Below are 23,643 nucleotides of genomic sequence, written 5' to 3'. Positions count from 1 at the left end.
AGTGAATTCAATCCGAGCACTCTCGGAAGTAAAAAGGGCAAGCGATGCTGGAAGTTAAGGTACCTTCTGTTGGCGAATCCATTTCCGAAGTCCAAATCGGACAATGGCTGAAAGCGGAAGGCGATTGGGTCGACCGAGACGAAAATATCGTCGAACTCGAAACGGAAAAGGCATCGGTACAAGTCCCTGCTCCCGAAGCGGGCTACCTCCGAAAACTGCACAAGCAAGTAGAAGAGTTTGCCGCTGTGGGGGATGTTCTGTGCGATATTGAGCCTGCCGAGGCTCCCACAGAACCCGCGGAAGCAGCCAGTCCCGCGTCGGCTCCAGCGCAGTCGACCGCCAAGCCAGCCAGCCCGGACAGCTCAGCCGAGCCACGTGTCATGCCTGCCGCCCAGCGGATCATGCAGGAAAACGGCCTCTCGGCCAGCGATGTCACGGCCACAGGTCCGGGAGGCAGAATCCTCAAGGAAGATGCCTTGGCCGCGCGAGCCAAGCCCGCGACGCAGCAACCCAAGTCGGCTCCAGTCCTTGAGTCCTCGGCGAACCTAGGCCTGACTCCAACTCCAGCCGGTGGCCGCACCGAAGAGGTGAAACCCCTCAGCATGATTCGGCGCACGATCGCTGCTCGATTGGTCGAAGCCCAGCAGACAGCCGCTCTGCTCACCACCTTCAATGAAGTCAACATGCAGCCCATTATGGAGCTGCGGAAAAAGTATCGCGACGCTTTCCAAGAACGCCACGGCGTGAAACTCGGATTCATGTCGTTCTTTGCCAAAGCGAGTGTCGAGGCGCTCCGGCGCTACCCAACGGTCAACGCCGAAATCCGCGGCAACAACATCATCTATCGTCACTACAATGACATTGGAATCGCAATTGGTGGCGGAAAAGGCCTGGTCGTGCCGGTGTTGCGCAACGTCGAACACATGACTTTTGCCGATGTCGAGCGAACCATTGGCGACTACGCTGCTAAGGCGATGGAGAACCGCTTGCTTCCCGACGACTTGGAAGGGGGCACGTTTACCATTAGCAACGGCGGAGTCTATGGCTCCCTGTTGAGCACGCCGATCGTCAATCCGCCTCAAAGCGCGATCCTGGGACTCCACACCATTCAAGAGCGTCCTATGGCGGTCAATGGACAAGTCGTCATTTTGCCAATGATGAATCTAGCCATGACCTACGATCACCGCATCATCGATGGACGAGAGGCGGTAAGCTTCCTGAAAACGATTAAAGAAATCTGCGAAGATCCAACGCGTCTGTTCCTCGAAGTTTAGCCAAGATGACTGATACTTCCCCCAAAGTCGTCTGGCATGCCCAAGACGTTGACCGGTCGAGCCGCGAGCGTCTTACAGGGCACTCGGGTTGCGTCGTATGGTTTACCGGCTTGAGCGGCTCCGGGAAAAGCACCGTGGCCAATGCTCTGGACGCACTATTGAATGCCCGGGGAGTGCATACCTACCTGTTGGATGGTGACAACATTCGCCACGGCCTGTGCGCTGGCCCAAATCTGCTCGAAGCGCAGCACGGAAAAGAGTTTGCCGATCGATTCGGCCTGGGCTTCGGGCCGCTGGATCGCGAGGAGAACATTCGGCGGATCGGCTGTGTAGCCCAATTGTTGGTCTCTGCGGGCTTGATCACTCTCACGGCATTTGTCAGCCCCTACCGCCGGGACCGCCAATTGGTGCGGCAGTGGGTGGAAGACCATGGGCAGGCTGGAGATTTTGTAGAAGTCTTCGTCGATACTCCGCTCGAAGTCTGCGAGGCACGCGATCCCAAAGGCTTGTATAAGCTCGCACGGGCGGGAAAAATCCCAAATTTCACGGGAATCAGCGATCCTTACGAAGCTCCCGAGCAGCCGGAAATTCATCTCCAGGCCGGAGAGCGAAACGCGGATCAATTGGCCGCTGAGGTGCTGCAGGCTCTTGTGCAGCGCGGCCGACTCCCAGCCTAATTCGGCTCCGAGCTCCACAGCTGGCGACCAGCCAACAGCGGTCAAAGGTGGCGGAAACTTCTTTTTTTCTCCGCCTCTCTGATTTCCAATCGGATCGGAATTCAGTTACAATCGTAGCGGCCAACAGTCAGCCGCTAACATTCAATCATTAACCGTTTGAATCACCTTAATTAGATAGGGAACATTCGATGCTAGAACAACCTTCTCGCCGTAGTTTCATGAAGGCTTCGACTCTCGCAGCCACCACTGCTGCCATCGCCACCCAAGTCTCCCGAACCGCCCATGCCGCGGGCAGCGATGAGATCCGAGTCGTGCTCATCGGATGCGGCGGCCGCGGTACGGGGGCTGCCTCGAACATCATGGAAACCAAAGGCAACATCAAATTGGTTGCAGTCGCCGACGCATTTCCAGGACGAGCTGCAAGTTGCATCAAGCAGTTAGAGCGAAAGTACAAGGATAAAGTCGACGTCGCCGCCGATCGCGTTTTTACAGGCCTAGACGCCTACAAGAACGCTATCGATGTCGATTGCGACCTAGTCGTTATTGCCACTCCCCCCGCCTTCAAGCCACAGCAATTCGAGTATGCGGTAAGCCGTGGTCGTCATATCTTCAGTGAAAAGCCGGTAGCCTCTGACGTCGCTGGCGTGCGACGCTTCATGAAGGCCGTTGAAGAGTCCAAGAAGAAGAATTTGATGGTCGGTATCGGCCTGCAACGCCGCCACGAAAACCAATACAAAGAAACCATCCAACGCATTCATGATGGCGCGATCGGGGATGTCATCTGCCAACGGGTCTATTGGAATGGCGGAGGCATTTGGTGGAAGGGCCGCGAGCAGGCAGCCAACCTCATGACTCCTCCCGAGGGTCTCCCCAAGGGCATGAAAGTGGAGCCCTCCGAAATGGCCTTCCAGTGCAATAACTGGTACCACTTCAATTGGTTGTCTGGCGATCAAATCGTAGAACAGCACATTCACAACCTGGATGTCGGCTGCTGGGTTAAGGGCGAGTACCCTGTGGAATGCAATGGCATGGGAGGACGCGGACAGCGTCTGGATGGGGATGCGACCAAGAGCCAGATCTTTGATCACACCTTCTGCGAATACACCTTCTCCGATGGCACTAAGATGTTCAGCCAAGGGCGCCACCTAGCAAACTCCTGGACCAACGTTTCCGAGTTTGCGCATGGTAGCAAGGGAACCGCAGATCCCTCCGGCCGAATTATGGGCGAAAACGAATTCACCTTCGACAAACAGCGCGATCAGCAAGGGCACCAACAAGAACAACACGACTTGATCGAAGCCCTTATGCGTGGCGAGATCTACAACGAAGGTGAATACGGCGCTAAGTCGACCTTCACCGCCATTCTGGGACGCGAAGCTTGCTACTCAGGACAACTCATCAAGTGGGATGAGCTGTGGGAAAAGGGTAAGGACATCTGCCCTGGTATCGATAGCTACACTCTCGATTCCGATCCACCAACTATGCCTGGCCCAACCGGCGAATACCCAGTTCCAGTTCCTGGTGAATACACCCCCTACGCTTAGTCGCTAGGACGCAATGGCCAAGGGGCACCACTTCCCTTCCAGCCGTTCAGCCACGCACGCAGAACCATAGCCCGCTCGAATCATCGAGTGGGCTATTTTGCATTGAGGCCGCGGCAATATCTGGTCTTCGCAACACCGCTCGTGCCCCCCTGCCCTGGCCCATCAGTCTCGCGGTGACGGCCTTTCTGTGCCTACTCGCGTACCATGCCCCAATTCTCATCCGGCGGCGTCCACTCAAATAGTGAGGAAGAGAGCCAGCCAATTGCAGAGTCCTGCAGTGCCCAAGCATCGCGTTGGAATTTGCTTGCGATGCGTCAAGCATTCCTGCTAGACTAAATTAGCGGTTGGGACACTTCAGTGCAAATGCAGTGCTACCACTTGGGTCCGGCCCCCGAGCGGTAAAACACAAGCGTGCGGCGGCTTCACGCCCCATTACAACCTCAAAGCTCCACGCCACTAGATCCCGTGTTTGCGACCCAACCGAAATTGAGCCATGAAAACCACGCTTGCCATTTTCGTACTCTGCCTCTCCATGGGTTGCAGCCAAACGGCCATCACACCGACGCTGTTGCAGATCACCGCTTCGCCAGATCCATCAAACAATGACGATAGCTCACTGACATTGGTGTCATTCCACCCGCCTGTTAAGTCCGAGATCATCGTAGAAACAACTGGTCAACGCAGCACGATCCTATTTGATCCACGGAATCCCAATGCAGACATGGATTCAGTGGTCCGCTTCGCTGCTGAGCGAAAAAGGGTGGATGGCGAAAACGATTCAAAGATAAAAACCACGATCCGGCCTGAGACTCCAAACGGCGGTAGTGCTGGAGGTTCCACTACGGAAAGCTTCTCCGTCGACACGTCGTTGAACGAAATACTGACGGTTACCATTCCCGATGGGGAATACCCAATTGGAAAAGCCATTGAGATTGGAACGTACAAGAATAGTCCTGTCCTCCTAACGGTTCGGCCGGTTTCGCATTAGCCGATTTCAGCGAGTAAAGCAGTTGAAGACAGGCAGTGCTAGCCAACTTCCCTGACGTCTCTCAGCGTCCCGTCTGGCCCCTTCCTGGTGCGACAAGTACACCGACGATGATACTACACTTTGTGAACATTCCTATTGCGGTGACGGCCCCCCACGCACTGCCAATCGCCAAGATAGCGTTTGGCATTCTCCCATGGGCTGCATAATCCGTAAGCCAACGGAAATCCTAAACACCTAAAGCTAACGCTGGCCGTCGTCAGCGGGAAACTTATACCAATGATTATCAACCCATTGCGATTGACGTTTGTGGTTATGGCGTGCCTAGCGCTCTTGGTGGGGTGTGGCAGGCGTGAGCAAAATCGAAATGTGCTGAAGGGCACGACAGGCGCGGTGACAATTCACGGTGATGTTTGGGCGGACAACTGGTTCGCGCTCTATCTCGGCGACCAATTGTTGCTCGAAGACTCCGTCAGCATCACGACTGAGCGATCGTTCAATGCGGAGAGCTTTGCGTTCAACGCGGACTATCCGATCGTGCTGAACTTTGTCCTGAAGGACTTTAAAGAAGACGATTCCGGGCTGGAGTACATCGGCACCAAGAAGCAACAACTTGGCGATGGTGGCTTCATCGCTCAATTTAGAGACGCCACTACTGGAAAATTGTTGGCCGCAACCGATTCTAGCTGGCGTTGTTTGGTTTTGCACCATGGTCCAGTGGAAGATGACTGTGCAGCTCAAGCATCACCGGTCGCTGGGGAAGGGCCCTGCGCGTTCACTACGACCGCGGAACCGCCAAACTGGAAATCGGAAGCGTTTTCTACGGAGCAATGGCAGGCAGCTACAGAATTTTCGGTGAGTGACGTTCGCCCCAAGGATGGATATGACCGGATTGCCTGGGATCAGGACGCGCGATTAATTTGGAGCGACGACCTCAAGAAAGACAATACGATTCTGTTTCGAATCGTGATTGATAAACCCTAGTAATCAACTACAAACGGCCTGCCGCTAACCGAGCCAGAGCACTACCAGTCAGGCTGGTCGGACTTTTCTGCCAGGACCTGCGCCACGGCCATTGCCTTCTAGACGAAACATCCCGCTGCACCCACACCGGGTCTCCTGCTGAATTTGACGGGTACAATCGGTGCAAGTCGGTTAATGAGCCCCTTTCGCCACAACCGGGCCAAGCCAACGCATGTGGCAGATCCCATCGCGGGGGGCTCCGACATAATGTGGGCCGCGTCCCTACACTGAAAATCTGTTGGTTGTTCAGCCTCTGTCCAGGATTCGATCTCAACCTTCAATCTGCCAGCATCGTTCCTAGAGGGTTGCGGTAAAACTTGCTTGCCGATCATGCTTCGTGTTAGGCTACAGCAGCGACGAACATCTCGCGGTCAGCCGCAAGGGAATATTGGCGGATAAAACCATGGGTTCCTGCCGTCGCGTGAACGCTTCCTCTCGCATCTCCCTCTCACATCCCATGACGCGACTACCTGAAGGTTCGGCTAGTTGGCTGGACCTAGGAAGCGAAGTGGCCCATCCACGAGAATTTCATGAAGCCAGCTCTATTTATCTTGGTGTTCTGCGCTATTGGAAAACTAAGTTTTTCCGCCGATGTGGAAACGACGGTGCGACGTGGTCTCGAACGCTTGCAACGCGCTTCGGTCAACTGGCAATCCAATGAAGACTGTTTTTCGTGTCACCATCATACGCTTCCCATGCTGGCATCTTTCGAAGGCGCCCAAGCCGGGCTGCAATTGGATTCGAATTGGATGCAGGCGCAAGCGGATGCAGCTCATTCCTATTTTGAGCCGCTTATCGAAGACATGGATATGGGCTCCCACGTTCCCGGTGGCGCTGCCACGGTCGGCTATGGCCTCTGGGCACTGAGTCTTGATCAGCGGGTCTCCGACGAGACGACGACAGCCATGGTGAACTACTTGCTTCTCATCCAGGGAGTCGCAAGATTGCGAGACAATCCGCCCGCGGATCTCACTAAATTGAACAACGGACGTTGGATTGCATCGTGCCGACGTGCGCCCATGCAGGCCTCAATGGTCGGCGACACGGTTCTGGCCCTCGTAGGAATCGAGCGGTACGCTACCGTGGAACAGCAGCCGCGCGTCGCGCTCGCTCGTACTGCGGCTGTTAGATGGCTGGCCAGCGCTCCCCTGACAAGTCAACAAGATCGACTTTGGCGATTGTGGGGACTGCAACAACTCGGTGGGGATGAAGACGCAAAGGCACTTGTGCAACAGGCTATTTTGAATAGTCAACAAAGCGATGGTGGTTGGGCCGAATCGGAGGAACGCCCCAGCGATGCCCTTTCCACGGGGCAAGCGGTCTTCATGTTATGCGACTCAGGAATAGCACCGAATGATCCTGCAATTGCACGCGGTCGCGATTTCCTTTTGCAGACTCAGCACGCTGATGGATCTTGGAAATTTGAGAGCCACGCGGAACCAGTCCAACCGTTCTTTGACAATGGGGACCCGCACGGCAAGCATCAGTTCATTTCCGTTGCCGCTACCGCTTGGGCGACGTCTGCACTTGCGCAGCTGATGCCAACGAATGAATGATAGTTCTTACACAGATTTCGAGACGTACCCCAGGACCGACCACAGTGCTCCTCACGTCGCGTCCGCAGGTTGAGCCTCCGCCCCCGCTCACTGCAACGTCAGCATCGGGTCCCACGTTCATACGCATGGATCAACCTTAAAGGCAGTTTGCAGTCGGGTGTAATCTCAGCATTCACGGCTCGCTCGGCAAATCGCCCAATTCGGTTCAGTTCGCGTGCCATTGAAGCTTAAGTGAGTCCCACCACTATTGCCCTCAATGGTCTTGAGCGAATAGCCGCTGCTCGGGTTGGGAGGCAAGCGAGGCTTCAAAGTGTGGCCCAAGGCGCTGGGAATCCCATTTCTTGTGCATCGTCAATGAAGAATAATCCCTTTCATTGCCGCAAAATCCACCTGAGCAGGGACTACTACGATGACGGGCTTCAACGGGAAGTGCTTTCCGAAAAACGCTTTAAGAGACTCCCACTGTGACAAGCGACCGAGAGATCATTCAAAAAGTACTCGCCGGACAGATCAATGCGTACGCGGAGCTCATCAGCCGCTACCAGCGTCTTGCTCGCGGGACCGCAAAGCGAATTATGCCGGATGACCATTTGGTTGACGACATCACTCAAGAATCTTTCATCGCAGCATACAAGGGGCTCTCGAGGCTTAGGGATCATGGCAGTTTTGCTTCATGGCTAATTGGCATTGTCCGGCGCCGGGCATCGTCGGCGGCAATGAAGCAAATACGCACTACGCCTGCCACGCTCGATCCTGATACGGCAGTGGACGTCAACGGTTGGACCAGTAGTTCCATGGAACTACTCGAATTAATCGACCGGCTGCCTGAGCAAGAGCGAATCGCTATCGGACTGAAGCACTTCGAGGGGCATACCGCCCAGGAAATCGCCGACATACTCGGCTGCCCCGTCGGCACGATTACGAAACAACTTTTTCGCGCACGCCAGCGACTACAAGCATGGCTAACACATGAGGAGTGTACGAAACATGAGTCAACCAAATAAACTTGATACCCGTCTCGCACAACTGAAAAACGAACTGTCTGGACCTCCAGACTTTGCTCAACGAGTTCTATCGGAGATTGCCAGTGAACAGGAACCTGCTCACATCCAAGTCGAACGGCCAGCAGTTCGATCGCTGCGCCGCTTGGCAGCGCTGGCGACGGCAGCCGCGCTGATGCTCGCTGTCGGTTGGTGGATGACGCAACCGAAATCCCTGTATGCCCAAGCCGTCGCCGCCTTGCAAAAGGTGGATGTGATTCATGCGACGGGCTGGACAACCACAGTTGTTCGCAAGTGGCCATTGGAAAGCGATGCCGCCGTCGGCGACGATGAGAAACACGCCATTGACGCCTGGTATTGGAGTGACGAAAGTCGCAACAGCCGCGCGTACGAAGCGATGGGCCCCATCACCATCACGCGTGACGGCGATACGCTGAACGAATATCAACGTGATACTAACTTGCTGTATGTTTCGAAGGGTCAACCCAAGGACTACATCAGCCGCTTCGAAACGTTGAGTGAAGTGTTGCGAGAACTGAAGGCGGAGGGAAATTCCACAACCGATCTTGGTTCGCGTGAAGTTGACGGTAGGGTACTCCGCGGAACTCGCTTGGATCGCCACGGCAAGACTGCCGACTATTGGTTTGACGCAAGCACGCATTTGCCGGTGTCCTACACGCGGAGCCATGTAGTCGAAGGGCGCACGATCACTGTGCTTGAGTTGAGCCTAGCCTACAATGAACCCTTGCCAAACACCGTCGTCGCGTATGCTCCTCCCGCCACGGAGAACTTGCGTTATGGCGGTCAAATGGACAATGTCATAGCGGTGTGGAATCAACATGTTCAAAACGTCGGAGTTGCATTGCAGAAGCAAGCAAATCCAGCGCTGCCAAGAATCGTTGCTCGGACGGATCAAAAGGTGTTCTCCTACCAGTATACAAAACCAACTCCCGATGGACGCTTTATGGTCGTTCCGTTGGATAATGGGCAGAATGGCGAAATGAATGTGGGGGATTTCATCCGCCGTCGCGTATCGAGTCAGGCCGAAGAGCGTGACTTGTATCGCTGGCGAGTTGAGAGGGAATTGGCAGAGCGAACCTTCCCGCGGTCGGACTTGGTTTGCGAATCGGGCACTCCGTGGCAAGAGTGGACCTCCTACGCACTTGGAACGGTTGGCCTGGAGTTTAACACGGTTGAAGAGGAGCGTGAGTTTTGGATTGCAAAGCATGATGGCGTCTCTCGCAAGTCCTACACGGAAGTCAATCCCCCGGTTCCTTACATCGTGCAAGGCGGCCGTGAACAGCGTGGCTTGGTCAAGCTTGGTGTCGGGCATTTGCTGCATCCAGTTTCGTTGGACCAGCTTTTCGATGACTTTCACTATTTGCAAAACAGCACAGTGATCGCCGGTACGCATCCGATCATCGTGGATCAAACAGGTCTTCCGAGGGCGCCGGAGTTTGATCGAAGTCAGTACGATTCGTGGGACGACTACAAGACGGCTGTAAATTACGACCAGTATCTAGTAGCCAGCGATTCGCCCTGGTTCGTCGACGAGGGATCGCTGCAGATGGCTCGCCAGTGGTATGAGAAGGAGCTTGGGATCACGTTCGAACCGGAAACGCGAAAGCTAACGACTTACGTCGTTCGCCAAGCGAACGAACCAGCGCCAGCTGCAGAAAAGTAGCCGTCGAGTGGGTGCGAGAGCATCCCACAAGCCGCTCATCGAAGGGGACTTAATCGGGCCTTCCCAATCCGACTGGCAGCGTGGTTCCTTCGGCGAGGCTCTAGCAAGGGAAGCCTCCTCCAATTCGGTCGCCCGATTTGAAATCGAAACAGCTCGTCGCGATGATTTGCGGCGAGCTGTTTCTCGTTGGTGCGGTGTCCCTAGCGACAGACCGACTAGGACGCAACCCGATTGCACAGACCATTGCATCGGAAACGATGCGAACACAGGATGAACGAAACCTCGTACCGAGTGGTGCGTCTTGTTCAGCCTCCAACTCACTTCCAATCGTTTTCCAGCGGCGATCGGGGTTGCACTTCCCCACGGCTCCGATGCATGCAGACGATCTCTCGGGAGTTATTCCCTAGCAACAATCAATCACCAAGGGGAACCTCTAAGAGCGACTTTCGACTGACGCTAGGACGGAGTTAGAGTGCGCCTTGAACGATGCAGAAAGGCGATGCCAGCGGAGCTCCAACCAAGCATGCAAAAAAATAGCCCGCTCGATTGCTCGAGCGGGCTAGGGCTGTTTTAGACTGCAGCATTCAATTTGGCCGCTCTCGGCAGGAGGAATCAGGGTTCATTCCAGCCAGAGGTGCCCCATGCAAACTACTTAATCTCGAGCAATTCCACTTCGAAGACGAGCGCTTCGTTAGGACCGATGACCGGTGGTGAGCCGTTCTCGCCATAGGCCAATTCAGGTGGAATGAACAGACGCCATTTGTCGCCGACCTTCATTCTCAACAGAGCTTGGGTCCAGCCAGGAATGACTCGTGTGACGGGGAAGCTGGTCGGCTCGCCCCGCGCAATCGAGCTGTCAAAGACTTCTCCGTTGACGAGCTTACCTTCGTAATGCACGCTAACCGTGCTGGCCGTCGTTGGTGTCGCTCCGTTACCCGACTTGATAACTTGGTACTGCAGGCCGGTATCGGTTTCCTGAACGCCATCCTTGGACTTGTTTTCTTCCAAGAACTTCTTAGCTACGGCAGACTTGCGGGCGAGTACCTTCTGGCCCAGCGCTTCCATCGCCGCCCGAATCTCTTCGGAGGTAATGGCTGGCTCTTTGCCGGCCAGTGCATCGAGCAAACCGGTCATGAGGTCCGACTTGGAGATATCCTCTGCCGAAATTCCACCGGAGCTGATATTCATACCAATTTCGTACCCAATGCCGTAGCTGGCCGCATTCGCTCCCGCCTTTGCTCCACCAGGAGGTGTTAAGGGCTGAAGTGCAGGTTGGGCCATTGCAACCGTTTGCAGGCTGGCAATTGCCATTACTGCGGTGGCGACTAAACGCATACTGATTCCTTTGAAGGTAGGATGCAGCTACTTCTCAATAAAGCAGCTGATAAAAGCAGATTGCCACCCCGGGGGGATAGCAGATGTTGTAATTCTTGTCGCCTTTGGTTCCGTTTCAAGCTCACTGAGGCAGATTCCAAGTGAAAACGCGAGAATATCAGCCTTGAACGATCGAGTTGCTCAGCGTACCAATCCCTGAGATCGAGATATTGACCTGATCGCGGGGCGCTAGGGTGAAATCGCTGTTGGGCACAATCCCGGTCCCGGTCAACAAAAACGCTCCTGCTGGAAAACTGTTGTCTCGGCCAAGCCAGGAAAGTAAATCTTCAAAAGTTCGTGCCATCTCGGTAGCTCGGGTCGCTTGGTCAAACACGATTTTGCCGTCTCGCGTGATTTTCAAATCGATTTCGATGTCTTCTTTGGCCGGCATACTGGCAGTCAACGTAATCCAGGGGCCCAGGCCACAGCATTGGTCGTACATTTTGGCTTGAGGAAGATAGAGTGGGTTATCCCCCTCGATGTCCCGCGAGCTCATATCGTTGCCGATCGTAAAACCGACAATCTTCAATTTGGGCGAAAGTACGAGTGTCAGTTCGGGCTCGGGTACATTCCAAGCGGAGTCTTCGCGAATGCGCAGGGCGTCACCGTGCCCGCGTACGCGATGTGGTGTGGCTTTGAAAAAGATTTCAGGCCGTGGCGAATTGTAGACCCGGTCGTAACACGAGGCGGCTGCTTCCGACTCTTCCATTCGCGCGGTCTGACTGCGTTTGTAGGTGACCCCTGCAGCCCACACCTCTTGCTGGTCAATTGGGGGCAAAAGACGTGCATCCTGAATCGAAAACTGCTCCCCCGTTGCGGGCAGGGCTTCGGCCGCCGCCAGTACATCGGGCGCCGCCAGCAGTGCCGACAAGCACGTAAAATTTCCCGCGGACAGGTCAATGACTTCAACGGAAGAATCGGAGACACGACCAACGCAAGGATTTCCAGCGTCATTTAACAGTTTTGCCAACTTCATGGGATTGCTTCACCGGTGAGACGCGAGGGGTGGGGGGAGGTTATCAAACAGGTCCAATGACCTGGAACGACGATCGAGGGGGCCGATGGCATGGGCGATTCAAAGCCGGCAGCTTTGTCGATTCAGTGGCATCGCACCTAGTTTCGAGGTCTGCCAGCGGTGGTTACGCCCACCTTGCTCAGGCGGCAGGTGGCGATACCCGCAAGCCGTTGGCTCGGAAATTCCTCCACTACCACGACCTGAAATGGCAGCGGATACCGATGCATTCGGCCGGAGAGCGGAGTCCACCGCATTTCGTGCCAGCTCTCCATGCGCGCAGGCGATAAAGTCCATCTCGATTTTCGCTTCGCAGGCATGAACTATCCTGGCAAGCCGCGATCCATGAACCGGCACTTCACCTCGCCTACCATAATACCAACTGTTGGCGAGCTTCGCCAAAGCTGCCTTTCTGCAAAAGCATCTCTGGCGAAATATAACCATCTCCAGCTAGTCTTCAACCGGGATCACAAGGTGTCGGTGATCTCGAAGTTAGGCTGGAATCTTCTTGGTGACCGTAGGATCGGTGACGTCGCTCGGTGGATTCGCATCTCCAGTACTACCCGAACCGCGCTTGTCGGTCGCTTTGGAAGTGGGTCGGTGGCCGTGTCGCATCTGCCTCGGTGGAATCACGTCACTCGCCAACCCCACCATTTCCAGGAGCTTGATCTCGTAGTAACTGATGTCCAACTCCCACCAACGGTGCTGAACAGACGCCGCCGAGGGGTCTTCGTGATGATTGTTGTGCCACCCTTCGCCCACGCTCAGCAGCGCTACCAGCCAGTTGTTGCGACTGCCTTCGTTGGTTTCATAATTGCGATAGCCAAACATGTGGCTGAGCGAGTTCACCGACCAAGTGATATGCCACACTGCAATGACTCGCATAATGACACCCCAAGTCACCATGCTTGCGCCGAGTTGCACTGCGGCGGATAGTTCTGGACTGAATAGAAAGCTGATTCCGAATCCAGCAGCGAAGAATACGACGAACTGCCCCATCAGATATTTAAATTGCTGGAAGGGGTTCAATTCCAACCGCATGTAGAAGCGGTCGCGCAGTAGATCCTTCGCAAACTTTTCGAGCCCTGCAGCGCTGTAGGTCTGGCGGTTGACCCACATTAACCACCCCATGTGCGACCAGAAGAAGGTCACCCGTGGGCTGTGGGGATCGGGAATTTCATCCGAATGAACGTGGTGCTGACGATGCACGGAAACCCATCTGGCTGGCGTATCTTGCATCGAGCAAATGCCTAGAATTGCAAAAACTCGCTCCACCCACTTAGGGCATTTGAAGCTACGGTGAGTCAGCAAACGGTGGTAGCCGATCGTTATCCCCTGCCCAAAGACATGAATTCCGATCACAAACACCCAAAAGGCAGTCCAGCTGAACAGATAGGGAATGAGCGCCAGAAACCCCAACAAATGAATCAAAACGATCGTGACCGAGTAGGTCCAATTCATGCGGTAAGGCAAGACTGGGGCTGGAACTGGGTTATTCATCGATCCACCTTCTCGAAAATGGCTATATCGTCCTCTGCCCCTCGATTCGGCAGTGAGCATCGCCAAACCTCGCAGGCAGATTCGAATGCAGAAGTCTGCAGAATCGACTAAGTGGGGGCTAACCGACGGACTGCGTGAACCCTGATTGTCCCACGCAGCTACCAGATTGGAAAGGCCGATTTTTTGGATGCGCCGAACTGCCGACTGAAATCCTTAGCAAGACCGTCGAATTGCAAGTTCGAGGCAAAGTCTAACGCGCTCCAGCGTTACCGCTACTGACCAGTCGCCAAACTATGGATTGCCACCCACAATCGTCATGTTCGTGGAGAGGAAGCCGGGCAAGTCGTTGGAAAGGAATACCGCTTCGGCAAAGAAGGCCCGATAACCTTTCTCTGGCGCCGCGACCGTCAACTTCCAACTCTCCTCGTCGATCCGTTGACAAGCTTGTTGCGACCACGTCGCATCTCGGAAATCCTTGGAGTCCGAAGAGGCGACCCAACCATGCACCGAATCAATCGAGTCCTTTGTTGCGACGACAAGCTCCGATTGGTTATCTGCCTGCTGGTGATCCCAGGTTAGTTTCGGTAGGGCGGGCCCCCCATGCAAACTATGATGAAGCGCGCTCAGGCTGCCAATGAGTCGCGCGTAGTCTCGAATGCCATGCCCTTGATTGGGAACATAGAGCAGGTACTTATCCCCCTCCAATTGGTCCCAGTAGAGGTTGCAAGCGTCCAGCGGCCAGTAGCGATCGTTGGTTCCAAAGATCAAGAGTTTGGGCTGGCCTAACTGCCCACGATAGGCGAAGGGATCGACGATCCCTTGCAGCGACTGCCCCTCGGGTGTCCCCAGCATCTTGGGCAATTGCAGCTCGGTATAGTCCGCGATCTGCTCTGAGTACTTTCCCCAGGAATCGATTTGATGCTGCATCTGTCGGTCCATCCGCAGCATGTCGATCACCATGGGCGCAATCGCCGTAACGCGTGAATCCATGGCACCGGTCAACCAAGTTGTCCAACCTCGTTTCGATGCGCCTGTGACCGTGAAGTTTTCCAGGTTTACCTGCCATTCCCTCTGGGCGGCGGCGGTCGCGGCATCCATCGAGCGCATCGCAGCTTTGACCATTGGCAACAGCAAGGGCCAGGTCGCATCGCCACTTTCGATATAGTTTTTAAAAGTGGTCGCAATGATTTCGTCTTCGTGTTTTCCCTCCATCATCGGCTGGAAGGGAATTTGACTTGCTACCGCGATGATGCATCCAAACTGCTGCGCCACGCCGGCCATCAATTGAGCCTCCCCCCGGAGCGAAACCGATTGAGGGCCATTCTCGGGCCAAGCCTGGTCCCAGCTCCCGCCCGCCACGACCAATACCGCATCGCGACGTTGAGGGTCGAGATTCGGTGGCTTGATCAAGTAGACCACATGCCGCCAGGCAATGTCATGCCAAGTTTGGGACACCAAGTGCACACGCAACACATCACAATCTTGAATGGTCAATCTCTCGCGCACTTCCCAGTCGTAGCTCGCATCCGGGGCAGACACATAATCGTAAAGTGGTTGCGTAGTGGCTTTTATCCTGGGAGTTGGGGCGCTTGCAACCGCCGTGTCGCCCACGCCTTGGGCACGTCCCTGTGGTATCGAGTTGCAAAGACAGCAGCTCGCAATGAACAATCCCAAGATACGACGACCTAACATTCGGGGCACCTCGAATAACAGAGTAGATTGGAAGCAAACGATTTGACGAAATCGCCAACAACTACGATCTTGCAACATACCAGATTTACGGTCATGCGGTGTGCAGCGGGCCAAACCGCGGCACCACGAACGAACAACGGAATTCGGCAGCCCCCAGCTTGACGGATGCCCTGCTTGCGTAGTTGCCCACATTCGCCGGTGGGAATTTTAGAGTAAGGCTTGAAGAGGCAGACTACTCGTAGTGCAGCGCCGAAGAAATCTTGAGGCGAGCCGCCCGTTCCGCGGGAATCAGCGAGGACAGCATAACGATCACTAGCCCGCATAGAAGGCAACCGAAGACGAGCTCAGGTCGAAAATTGAAATCGATACTACGGCCCAAAACAGCCATCGAAGAGAGGCTAATCAGATAGGAGACAATCGAGCCCACCGCAGCACCGGGAATGAGCCCGATCAATCCGAGCAATGTGGCTTGTGCGAAGATCATGCGACGCACCTGCCCACGTGTCATCGCCACGACGCGTAGCATACCAATCTCACGCGTCTGCTCCAAAATGTTCATGGTCAGCGTGTTCACAAGGCCCATGGCCGCAATGATGCACCCCAACCCCAGCAGCATCCACAAGCTCGCAATCACACCATTGATCATGCCATCAATGAATGTAACCAGCTCAGCATACGATTGTAGGATCAAACCATTTGCACGACAGAACGCTCGAAGTTCTGCTTCAACTTGATCGCGCATCCCGCTGGCGGATTTGATAATGAACGCATCGACACCATCGACCCCCAACAACCGCGAAGCCAATTCGCGTTCCATGTAGACCGTTAATCCACCCCCGAAATAGTCGTTGGTGATTGCAGCGATCTCTAGTTCCACTGTTCCCTCGGGCGTTTCAATGGGAATCAGATCGCCCAACGTCAATTCCAGTCGTCGGGCAAGCACCGACCCAATAACGACTTTGTTATTGTTCAGCCCTTGTAGGGCAGCAGTGGACGTGCCCTCGGAAATGTCGAAGAAATCGTCGACCTCTCCTACAAAACTACGAACAATCAGCAGGATATCATTCTCGCCGGAGAGAGCGTTGACAAAGCGCATCTGGTCAATCGACTGAATTCCCTCGATCTCCTCGAGTGACAGCCCCACATCCGAGGGCATGTCTGCCGCCGCACCACTGGCCAAATCGGGCATGGAAGCACGCACGAAAAAGTCACCAATAATCGCGTGCTCGTACCACGTTCGAACATTCTTGACGTTGTCGAGAATATTGCCTGCCAAGCCTGCGCTGGTACTGATCGCGATGAACAGCACGCCGATGGTCAACGCGCTCCGCCCGACATGCCGCATCAGCTGCTTCTGCGCCAGCCTCGCTTCGATGCCCAGGAAAGGCACCAAGATACGGGTAACACATTCGGACATCGGATGCATGCCCCATGGAATCAGCAGCACACAGCCGAGCAACATCAGCACGATGGCCACAATGTCTCCACCGATTGGCAATAGATTATGCGTGGAGAGGTACAACAAGCTGGCCCCAAGCGGGATGACGATCAGCCCCAGCGGTTTGGTCAGACGAATCACTTCATCGTTGTAGCGAATCTCCGTGGCTCGCATCGCTTCCATGGGTTGTACCGAACTCGCCCGCTTGGCTGGCAAGATCGCGCCCAACAGAGAAACACCCATTCCAAAAAGAACGGCTACCACAAATGGCAACCACGTCAGTTTGACGCGTGGCAATTCAACTTGCAGCATTTGTTCGGTAGCGGAATTGAGATAGCCAGCCCCCCAGACTCCCAGAAAGCATCCGGCGATCGAGCCCGCTAGGCTAATCCAAATCGCCTCGCGGAGAATCATCCAAGCGACTTGTCGGCGGGTTGCTCCAATGGCACGCAGAATTCCAATTTGGCGTCTCCGCTCGCCGACTGCCATCTGGAAAGTGTTGTAAATGATAAACATGGAGATTAACAACGCGAAGGCGATGGCCATATGCAACCCATTTTCGGTGGCATACATCGCCTCTTGCACCATATCACTGCTCGTTCGCGGAGCCCGGAGGGTCACTCCCGTCGGAAGCAACTCTGCGAGTACCTTTTCCAGCTTCCGCTTGTCAACGCCAGGAGCCAATTGGACCTGAATTTGGTCGACCACATTTCCAGTTTGAAACGCTTGCTGGGCCGCTGGCAGGACCAAATAGACAGCGCTCCCCAGGGCGACAGCATTGGTACCATTCGGTCGCACCACACCACTAACGGTGTACTCGCGCAAGCCACCTCGGGCCAAAATCTTCAGGGGCTCCCCCACGGCAACCTCGAGCGATTCCGCAAAGCTGGAGTCCAACATGACTTCGGAATAGCTTTCGGGCAGCGTCCCCTCGATAATCTCGTAGTCTCGCACCTGTTGATCGATCCGCGGGTCGATGCCGAGGACTTGAGTGCGTGCCTTGTGTTCCCCCACGAATACCACGCCGAAGCGGATCATGGACGGCGCGGCAACTGCGACCCCATCCACTTGACGAACCTGCCCTACCAATTCGTAGGAAAAGCCGCGAGTTCCGTTGTCTACGACTTCGAGGTCCGACTTACCGGAGATGGCATTCAGCATATCTGCCTGAGCCATCCGGGTGGTCGCCGTAGCTAGCAGTACGGCCACCACGGCAGCCACGCCAATGGTAATGCTTAGGAATGTAAGGAGCGCACGTAGCGGTCGAGCCTGCACTTCACGGAAACTGAATCTGCCCAAAGCCATTTAAAGTTCCCTGGAGGCGAGCATGTCGGAGTCCCCGAGAATTTCGGCCGGGAGGCCATCATGTTCGATGACTCCGTCGCGAATCGTGATCAAACGCCCAGCGATTCGCGCCACATTGGCATCGTGCGTCACCATCACGATGGTTTGGCCTCGTTCTTCGACCAAGGATTTCAGGAGCGCGGAGATACGTTTGGACTGCCGTGAATCCAAATTTCCGGTCGGTTCATCCGCCAACAGCAAAGCGGGCTGAATGGCCAGGGCGCGAGCGACTGCCACCCGCTGTTGCTCACCGCCCGACAAAGCCGAGGGGAGGTGAGACCTGCGGTGGGACATTTCCACCAATTCGAGCGACTTGAGCGTCAGTTCCTGCACTTTAGCTGGAGGTTGACCATCGAGTTGCATTGGGAGGGCAACATTCTCTTCGGCGCTCAGGTTGGGAAGAAGGTTGAAGGACTGGAAAATAAATCCCAACCGTCGTCGTCGTAGGATCGTGCGTTCATCTTCGCTGATGCGCGCCAGATCGACTCCCTCCAACAACACGTTTCCTTGGCTCGGAACTTCGACTCCCCCTAAGATTGTCAACAGAGTGCTTTTGCCAGACCCCGACGGGCCCATAATCGCGACAAACTCACCAGGATTCACACGGAGGCTGATGCCATGCAGGACCTCGACGCGCGCTTCACCTGAACCGTAGCTCTTAGTTACGTCATGGGTTTCGAGGATTGTCATTCGTCAATCAATTTCTCAGCAAGGATCTAAAGCATCCGGGGGTAGAATCCCCCCGGAGATTGCGTGAGGAACGGTCATGCTCGGCCGAACCACACGAAGGAAGTCGACTGTCCATCAGGCTAAAACATCCTTAACGACGCGTGCCCCCTCGACTCCGGTCAAACGCCAGTCGAGTCCCTGATACTTGACCGAGAATCGTTCGTGATCGATTCCCAGGGCATGTAGGACCGTCGCGCTAAAGTCGTTGATATGTACCGGATTTTCTAAGATGTTGTAACTGTAATCATCGGTCAACCCATAATCGAAACCACGCTTGAACCCGCCTCCCGCCACCCAGGTTGTAAAGCACCGGCCGTGGTGATCTCGCCCATGATTGTCCACCGTCAGCGCTCCTTGGCTGTAAATCGTTCTTCCGAACTCGCCACCAAAGATGACCATCGTATCCTCCAGCATGCCGCGCTGTTTCAAGTCATTCACCAGTGCAGCGGCTGGCTGATCCACTCCCTTGCAATTGGTCCGCAACTCCTTGGGTAGGTTCCCGTGCTGGTCCCATCCGCGGTGAAATAACTGCACAAATCGCACTCCTCGCTCGGCAAGACGTCGCGCTAAAATGCAGTTGGCTGCGAACGAGCCCGGTTTGCGGGAATCGCTTCCATAATTTTCGTAAACGTAATCGGGCTCATCGCTAACCTCCATTAAATCGGGGACTGAGGTTTGCATGCGATATGCCATTTCGTATTGCGAGATCCGCGTTTGAATTTCCGGATCACCCACATCTTGAAAGTGCTCCGAATTGATCTGAGAAACCGCGTCCAACATCCGTCGACGAGTGTCGCTCTTCACCCCAGGCGGATTATTGAGGTAGAGCACCGGATCGGCACCGCTGCGGAATTGAACACCTTGGTGCTGCGAGGGCAAAAAGCCACTCCCCCACAGTCGCGAGAAGAGAGCTTGACCAGGTTTGGCGCCAACTGAAATCATCGTTACGTATGCAGGCAGATCTTGATTGGGGCTGCCCAATCCATAGCTCAGCCAAGAGCCCATACTGGGGCGTCCCAATTGCTGCGAGCCGGTATTGATAAATGTCATGGCGGGATCGTGGTTGATCGCCTCAGTGTTCATCGTTTTGATGATGGTTAAATCATCTACGATATTCGCGGTATGAGGTAACAAATCACTGTTGACCCAAGTCCCTCGCTCTCCATAGCGTTCAAAATTAAACATGGGGGCCACACAGGGAAATTCACTTTGACCGCTCGACATTCCAGTCAATCGCTGTCCGTTGCGAATCGACTCTGGCAAGCCGGTGCCGTGGAGCGCGCGAACCGCCGGCTTGTAGTCGAACATATCAATGTGGCTAGGGCCGCCTGCCATGAACAGATAGATAACTCGCTTGGCGGTCGGCGGAAAGTGCGGAAGCTGTGGCAAACCAGGCATACTTGCTGGCTGGTTTGCGGCGGCCACGGGTTCGGCCCGAGCTTGATCGTCACGCAGCAGGGTCCCCAACGCAGCGGCACCTAGACAACCGCGTGCGCGCGACAGCAATTGCCTGCGCGTCATCTGCAATTCATATTGTTGAAATGGATTCATCATCAATTCCGACTGTTCTCTGTTTTGCCAGCGGTGGCATGCTTGCGAGTACCTGCAGGTCAAGCGACCAACCATTGAAAGTAGTATTCAAATACTATTCGGATTCACTTCCGGCTTGCGCATGGTTTCGCTTTGCACGGATTTGATCCAGCAAGAGTTGGTACTCGGGATTGTTTCCCGAGTGCTTTACCCCCTCTTCAGCCCAATATTGGGCCTCTTCCCAGCGTTCCAATTTTTCAAGTATCAAGGCTGCTGCTTGCGCGTAAGCAGCCTGCAGCGGCTCCAACTCGGCAGCCGCGATCAATCGCTTCGCAGCCTCAGCCTCTTGCCCGTCCAAGTACAGCGCCAGACCGTAGCGGTGCTGAATGGAGGCCACGTTGGGCACCAAGTCCGCGTCGCGTTCTAAAATCGGCAGTTCCTCAGCTCTCAAACGACTGATTTCAGCCGCCAGTTCTGGATTGACTTTGCCCGTAGACTGGGCTTGATTGGATAAGTTACGTTCAAGCAAGGCCGCCAAGTTGGTGCGTGGACCGGCCATGCCTGGTTCTACGGCGCGAGCCGCCTGATAGTGTTGGATCGCTTGTTGATCGCGCCCTTGTTGTTCCGACAAGATCCCCAGAGCTAGGTGAGCCCCGGCGCGGTCGTTATTATACTCCAAAGATTCCGTCAACTCATCCAAGGCCTTGCGGAGGGGTGTCGCCGCCTCCTTGCGCCATAGGTTCGAGGGGAAATTGAGTAGATTTCGAGCCGCTTCCGTTCGCACGCTGCGCGATTCGTCCGACAAGGCTGCCTCCAGCAGACTAACCCCCTGAGTGGCCTGCGGCGCAGCCACCAGCGCCGACGTGGCAGAGGATCGAACGAGCGGATGCGGGTCATAGATGAGCCGCTTGGCTTCCTGGAATGCCGCGCCCGCATCCAGGTTCAGCAACTCTTGCAAGCCCGAAGCCCGCGCAATGGCCGGGGCCTCAAAGTCGGTTTTCTTGAGCATCTTCTGCAAACGCTCGACCGCGTCGGGAGCATCACGCTGCGCAGCAGCAATGGCCAAGCCGAAATGGTCATCCCGCCGCCGAGTTAAACCATACCAACGATTGCACGCATCATCACACCATTGATTTGCACGATCGATCTCCGCTTGCACCTCCTCGTCCCCCTGGCGAGCGGCCAGCATCCAGTCTTGGTACAGGCTCAAACCTGGACGTTTCTCCTCACCAACATTCTGTTGATCCAAATGGCATCCAGTACACGCATTGGGAGTCCCGATTTCGAGGCTCAAGTCTGGTCGAGGAATGCGCAGCGAATGGTCTCGTCGAGAGTCAACTGCCATGTAGGTCGTGGCAGGCATATGGCAATTCACGCACTGCGCCCCCTCGCTCTCCGGCTTATGGAAATGGTGAGCAACCGAGTCGTACTTGGCTGCGGGGTGTTGATGGCATGAGGTACAGACCTGGTTTCCATCGTGCTTCAACCGTGCCGAGTGAGGATCATGACAGTCGCTGCACCGAATTCCCTTGTGGTACATTTTGCTTTGGATAAACGAACCATGCACATAGTCCTCGTCCAAGACTTGCCCGTCGGGATAGTACACATCGCGTGCCAACAGCTCATTGCTGAAATAGTCGTAAAAGTTGTCTCCGGCTTTAAAATTACCCGCAATCACGCTGCGACGACTGTGGCACGGGGCGCAGGCTTGAATCTGATTTTCCGCCGTAGCCTTGAGATTCGCTAAGCCGTAGCCCTTTTGACGATTCCACCCCGGAAACCACTGTTTGGCCAACTCCACATGCACACTGCCCGGTCCATGACACGCCTCGCAAGAAACGTTGATCTCGACAAAGGTCGAGTGATAACTGCCTCTTCCCTCCGTCGAATATTCCACATCCTCCGTGGTACTGCTACTGCTGGCCGAGTCGGCAGCGACACTCTGGCTGCGAAGCAGGCCAAAATGTGACTCCGGAACCTGGAAGTTCTTGCGATAATCGGTACTGTGGCATTCGGCGCACATCGTATTCCAACGCTGCGCGATACCGGTCCAGTGCAAGTCGTCCGAGGGTTCCAATTTCTCAGGCACATCCGGTGGTGCCAAGTAGAACCATACCCCCTTTTCCGTATCCCAAGATAGGCGGAGGACTTGCACCCGTGGCAGCTCATCCGACTCTCGCGTTTCGGAATCGAACGGTAGTTCCACCATGTATTGCTGCAGCGGTTCGAGACCAAACACATATTGAATCTGAAAGTCGGCCATCTTGCCGTCTGGCCCCTCGGTATGGACCATGTAACGCTCGCCATCGCGAAACATCCGACTTACGATGCCATGGTGCTCAATTTGGGCATCGTCAAAATCCCCGAGTACCGTTTCAGGGGTGGCCAACTGCATCGCGCGATCGTGGTGAGAACCGCTAAACTTGGTGGCTTCTTCCTGATGACAGCTTACGCAGGTCGCTTGGCCCACATAGCTGGCCTCCGACAAATCGAACGCTGCCGACGCTGCAATGGTGGACGTCGATGCGCGCTGACCACACCCCGTCAGCAACCCCGCCCCTAAGCAGCCAGCCCACAATAGAATCCAGCCGGCCAAATCTCGAAATGGGGAGACCAAGCCGTAAGTTTGGGCTGATTGCGGATAGAACATAGAGTTAGATGCGTTAATAAGGTATTTTTGGCCAAAGGTTCATTCTAGCCTGAAAAGGGTCGGTACAACACGTCCATGGGGCATGATCATGCAAGAGACCGAATTGTTAAAGCTAGCTGCAGAACTGCGTGACCTACTTGAATCGAGCAATCGCCGTCTCGTGCTGGCAGAAAGCTGTACAGCCGGACGCGTCGCCGCCACGCTAAGCTGTTTGGCGGGGATTTCCCAGTGGTTGTGCGGCAGTTTTGTTGTCTATCGCTCCAACAGCAAGGCCCAATGGTTGGATATTCCCACCTCAATCCTGATTGATCCCGAGATAGGTCCGGTTAGTCCCCTTGCATCGCAAATGTTGGCGGAAGCGATTTTACAGCGTACCCCGGAGTCTGCCATTGCAGTAGCGGTCACCGGTGATGTTGGACCGGGTGCTCCCCCGAAGACCGATGGGAGGGTCTTCATCGCCATTCGACTCCGTGACGGCCGGAGCCAGGAGTTCGAGATCGCGCTCACCTCCCCGCCGCCGCAGTCCTCTTCCGATCAATCGCGGCGGATTGCCCGCCTTCAAGAGGCCACCGCCGCGGTGCTGGCCAGTACCATCGATTTTCTAGCCAACAACGCGGAAGATTAACACAC

At 55.2% G+C, this 23,643-nt stretch carries 18 protein-coding genes; 10 read left to right on the top strand and 8 right to left on the bottom strand.

Annotation, left to right across the window (positions count from 1 at the left end):
* Positions 1-44: 44 nt before the first annotated feature.
* From odhB to Q31a_RS10905, 8 genes are all read left to right on the top strand, one after another.
* Entirely contained in the window at positions 45-1,274 is a 1,230-nt protein-coding gene (odhB, locus tag Q31a_RS10940) for a 2-oxoglutarate dehydrogenase complex dihydrolipoyllysine-residue succinyltransferase (protein WP_145077482.1), read from the top strand.
* Between the two features lie 5 nt (positions 1,275-1,279).
* Complete coding sequence (cysC, locus tag Q31a_RS10935) at positions 1,280-1,951, top strand: adenylyl-sulfate kinase (protein WP_145077480.1); 672 nt, start codon at positions 1,280-1,282, stop codon at positions 1,949-1,951.
* A 188-nt stretch (positions 1,952-2,139) separates the two neighbouring features.
* Complete coding sequence (locus Q31a_RS10930; protein WP_145077478.1) at positions 2,140-3,495, top strand: Gfo/Idh/MocA family protein; 1,356 nt, start codon at positions 2,140-2,142, stop codon at positions 3,493-3,495.
* Positions 3,496-3,988: 493 nt separating this feature from the next.
* Positions 3,989-4,483, top strand: coding sequence for a hypothetical protein (locus Q31a_RS10925; protein ID WP_145077476.1), 495 nt, complete (start codon positions 3,989-3,991; stop codon positions 4,481-4,483).
* Between the two features lie 276 nt (positions 4,484-4,759).
* Positions 4,760-5,464: a PEBP family protein gene (locus Q31a_RS10920; RefSeq protein WP_145077474.1), complete on the top strand. Its 705-nt coding sequence runs from the start codon at positions 4,760-4,762 to the stop codon at positions 5,462-5,464.
* A gap of 569 nt (positions 5,465-6,033) precedes the next feature.
* A complete protein-coding gene (locus Q31a_RS10915) occupies positions 6,034-7,059 on the top strand; it encodes a prenyltransferase/squalene oxidase repeat-containing protein (RefSeq protein ID WP_145077472.1) in 1,026 nt (341 codons plus the stop codon).
* 464 nt (positions 7,060-7,523) lie between these two features.
* A complete protein-coding gene (locus Q31a_RS10910; RefSeq protein WP_145077470.1) occupies positions 7,524-8,063 on the top strand; it encodes an RNA polymerase sigma factor in 540 nt (179 codons plus the stop codon).
* Positions 8,047-9,744 (top strand): hypothetical protein, encoded by a 1,698-nt coding sequence (locus Q31a_RS10905; RefSeq protein WP_145077468.1) that lies wholly within the window; start codon positions 8,047-8,049, stop codon positions 9,742-9,744. The genes Q31a_RS10910 and Q31a_RS10905 overlap by 17 nt, the downstream gene beginning before the upstream one ends.
* A 648-nt stretch (positions 9,745-10,392) precedes the next feature.
* On the opposite strand, the gene Q31a_RS10900 is transcribed toward Q31a_RS10905, so the two are convergent.
* Together Q31a_RS10900 and Q31a_RS10895 are read right to left on the bottom strand one after the other, a co-directional pair.
* Positions 10,393-11,079 carry an FKBP-type peptidyl-prolyl cis-trans isomerase gene (locus tag Q31a_RS10900; RefSeq protein ID WP_231691146.1) on the bottom strand — a complete coding sequence of 229 codons (687 nt, stop codon included), beginning with the start codon at positions 11,077-11,079 and terminating at the stop codon, positions 10,393-10,395.
* Positions 11,080-11,236: 157 nt separating this feature from the next.
* Positions 11,237-12,094 carry a fumarylacetoacetate hydrolase family protein gene (locus Q31a_RS10895; protein WP_145077466.1) on the bottom strand — a complete coding sequence of 286 codons (858 nt, stop codon included), beginning with the start codon at positions 12,092-12,094 and terminating at the stop codon, positions 11,237-11,239.
* 56 nt (positions 12,095-12,150) lie between these two features.
* Between Q31a_RS10895 and Q31a_RS10890 the strand changes: the two genes are divergently transcribed.
* Positions 12,151-12,420, top strand: coding sequence for a hypothetical protein (locus Q31a_RS10890; protein ID WP_145077464.1), 270 nt, complete (start codon positions 12,151-12,153; stop codon positions 12,418-12,420).
* A gap of 202 nt (positions 12,421-12,622) precedes the next feature.
* On the opposite strand, the gene Q31a_RS10885 is transcribed toward Q31a_RS10890, so the two are convergent.
* The 6 genes from Q31a_RS10885 to Q31a_RS10860 form a co-directional block, all read right to left on the bottom strand.
* Positions 12,623-13,630 carry an acyl-CoA desaturase gene (locus tag Q31a_RS10885; RefSeq protein ID WP_197356653.1) on the bottom strand — a complete coding sequence of 336 codons (1,008 nt, stop codon included), beginning with the start codon at positions 13,628-13,630 and terminating at the stop codon, positions 12,623-12,625.
* A gap of 291 nt (positions 13,631-13,921) precedes the next feature.
* Complete coding sequence (locus tag Q31a_RS10880; protein WP_197356651.1) at positions 13,922-15,322, bottom strand: PhoPQ-activated pathogenicity-related family protein; 1,401 nt, start codon at positions 15,320-15,322, stop codon at positions 13,922-13,924.
* Positions 15,323-15,554: 232 nt separating this feature from the next.
* Positions 15,555-18,065 (bottom strand): ABC transporter permease, encoded by a 2,511-nt coding sequence (locus Q31a_RS10875; RefSeq protein ID WP_145077458.1) that lies wholly within the window; start codon positions 18,063-18,065, stop codon positions 15,555-15,557.
* Positions 18,066-18,794 (bottom strand): ABC transporter ATP-binding protein, encoded by a 729-nt coding sequence (locus Q31a_RS10870; protein WP_145077456.1) that lies wholly within the window; start codon positions 18,792-18,794, stop codon positions 18,066-18,068.
* Between the two features lie 114 nt (positions 18,795-18,908).
* A complete protein-coding gene (locus Q31a_RS10865; RefSeq protein WP_145087123.1) occupies positions 18,909-20,384 on the bottom strand; it encodes a DUF1501 domain-containing protein in 1,476 nt (491 codons plus the stop codon).
* Between the two features lie 94 nt (positions 20,385-20,478).
* Positions 20,479-23,013: a hypothetical protein gene (locus tag Q31a_RS10860; RefSeq protein ID WP_145077454.1), complete on the bottom strand. Its 2,535-nt coding sequence runs from the start codon at positions 23,011-23,013 to the stop codon at positions 20,479-20,481.
* A gap of 88 nt (positions 23,014-23,101) precedes the next feature.
* Here Q31a_RS10860 and Q31a_RS10855 point away from each other — a divergent pair, with 88 nt between their 5' ends.
* Positions 23,102-23,638 (top strand): CinA family protein, encoded by a 537-nt coding sequence (locus Q31a_RS10855; RefSeq protein ID WP_197356649.1) that lies wholly within the window; start codon positions 23,102-23,104, stop codon positions 23,636-23,638.
* The last annotated feature ends 5 nt before the right edge of the window (positions 23,639-23,643 follow it).

This window comes from Aureliella helgolandensis, from assembly GCF_007752135.1.
In the GTDB taxonomy this organism is placed as follows: Bacteria; Planctomycetota; Planctomycetia; order Pirellulales; family Pirellulaceae; genus Aureliella; species Aureliella helgolandensis.
Note: the sequence above shows the minus strand (reverse complement) of the source record. Positions and strands in the feature narration are given on the sequence as shown.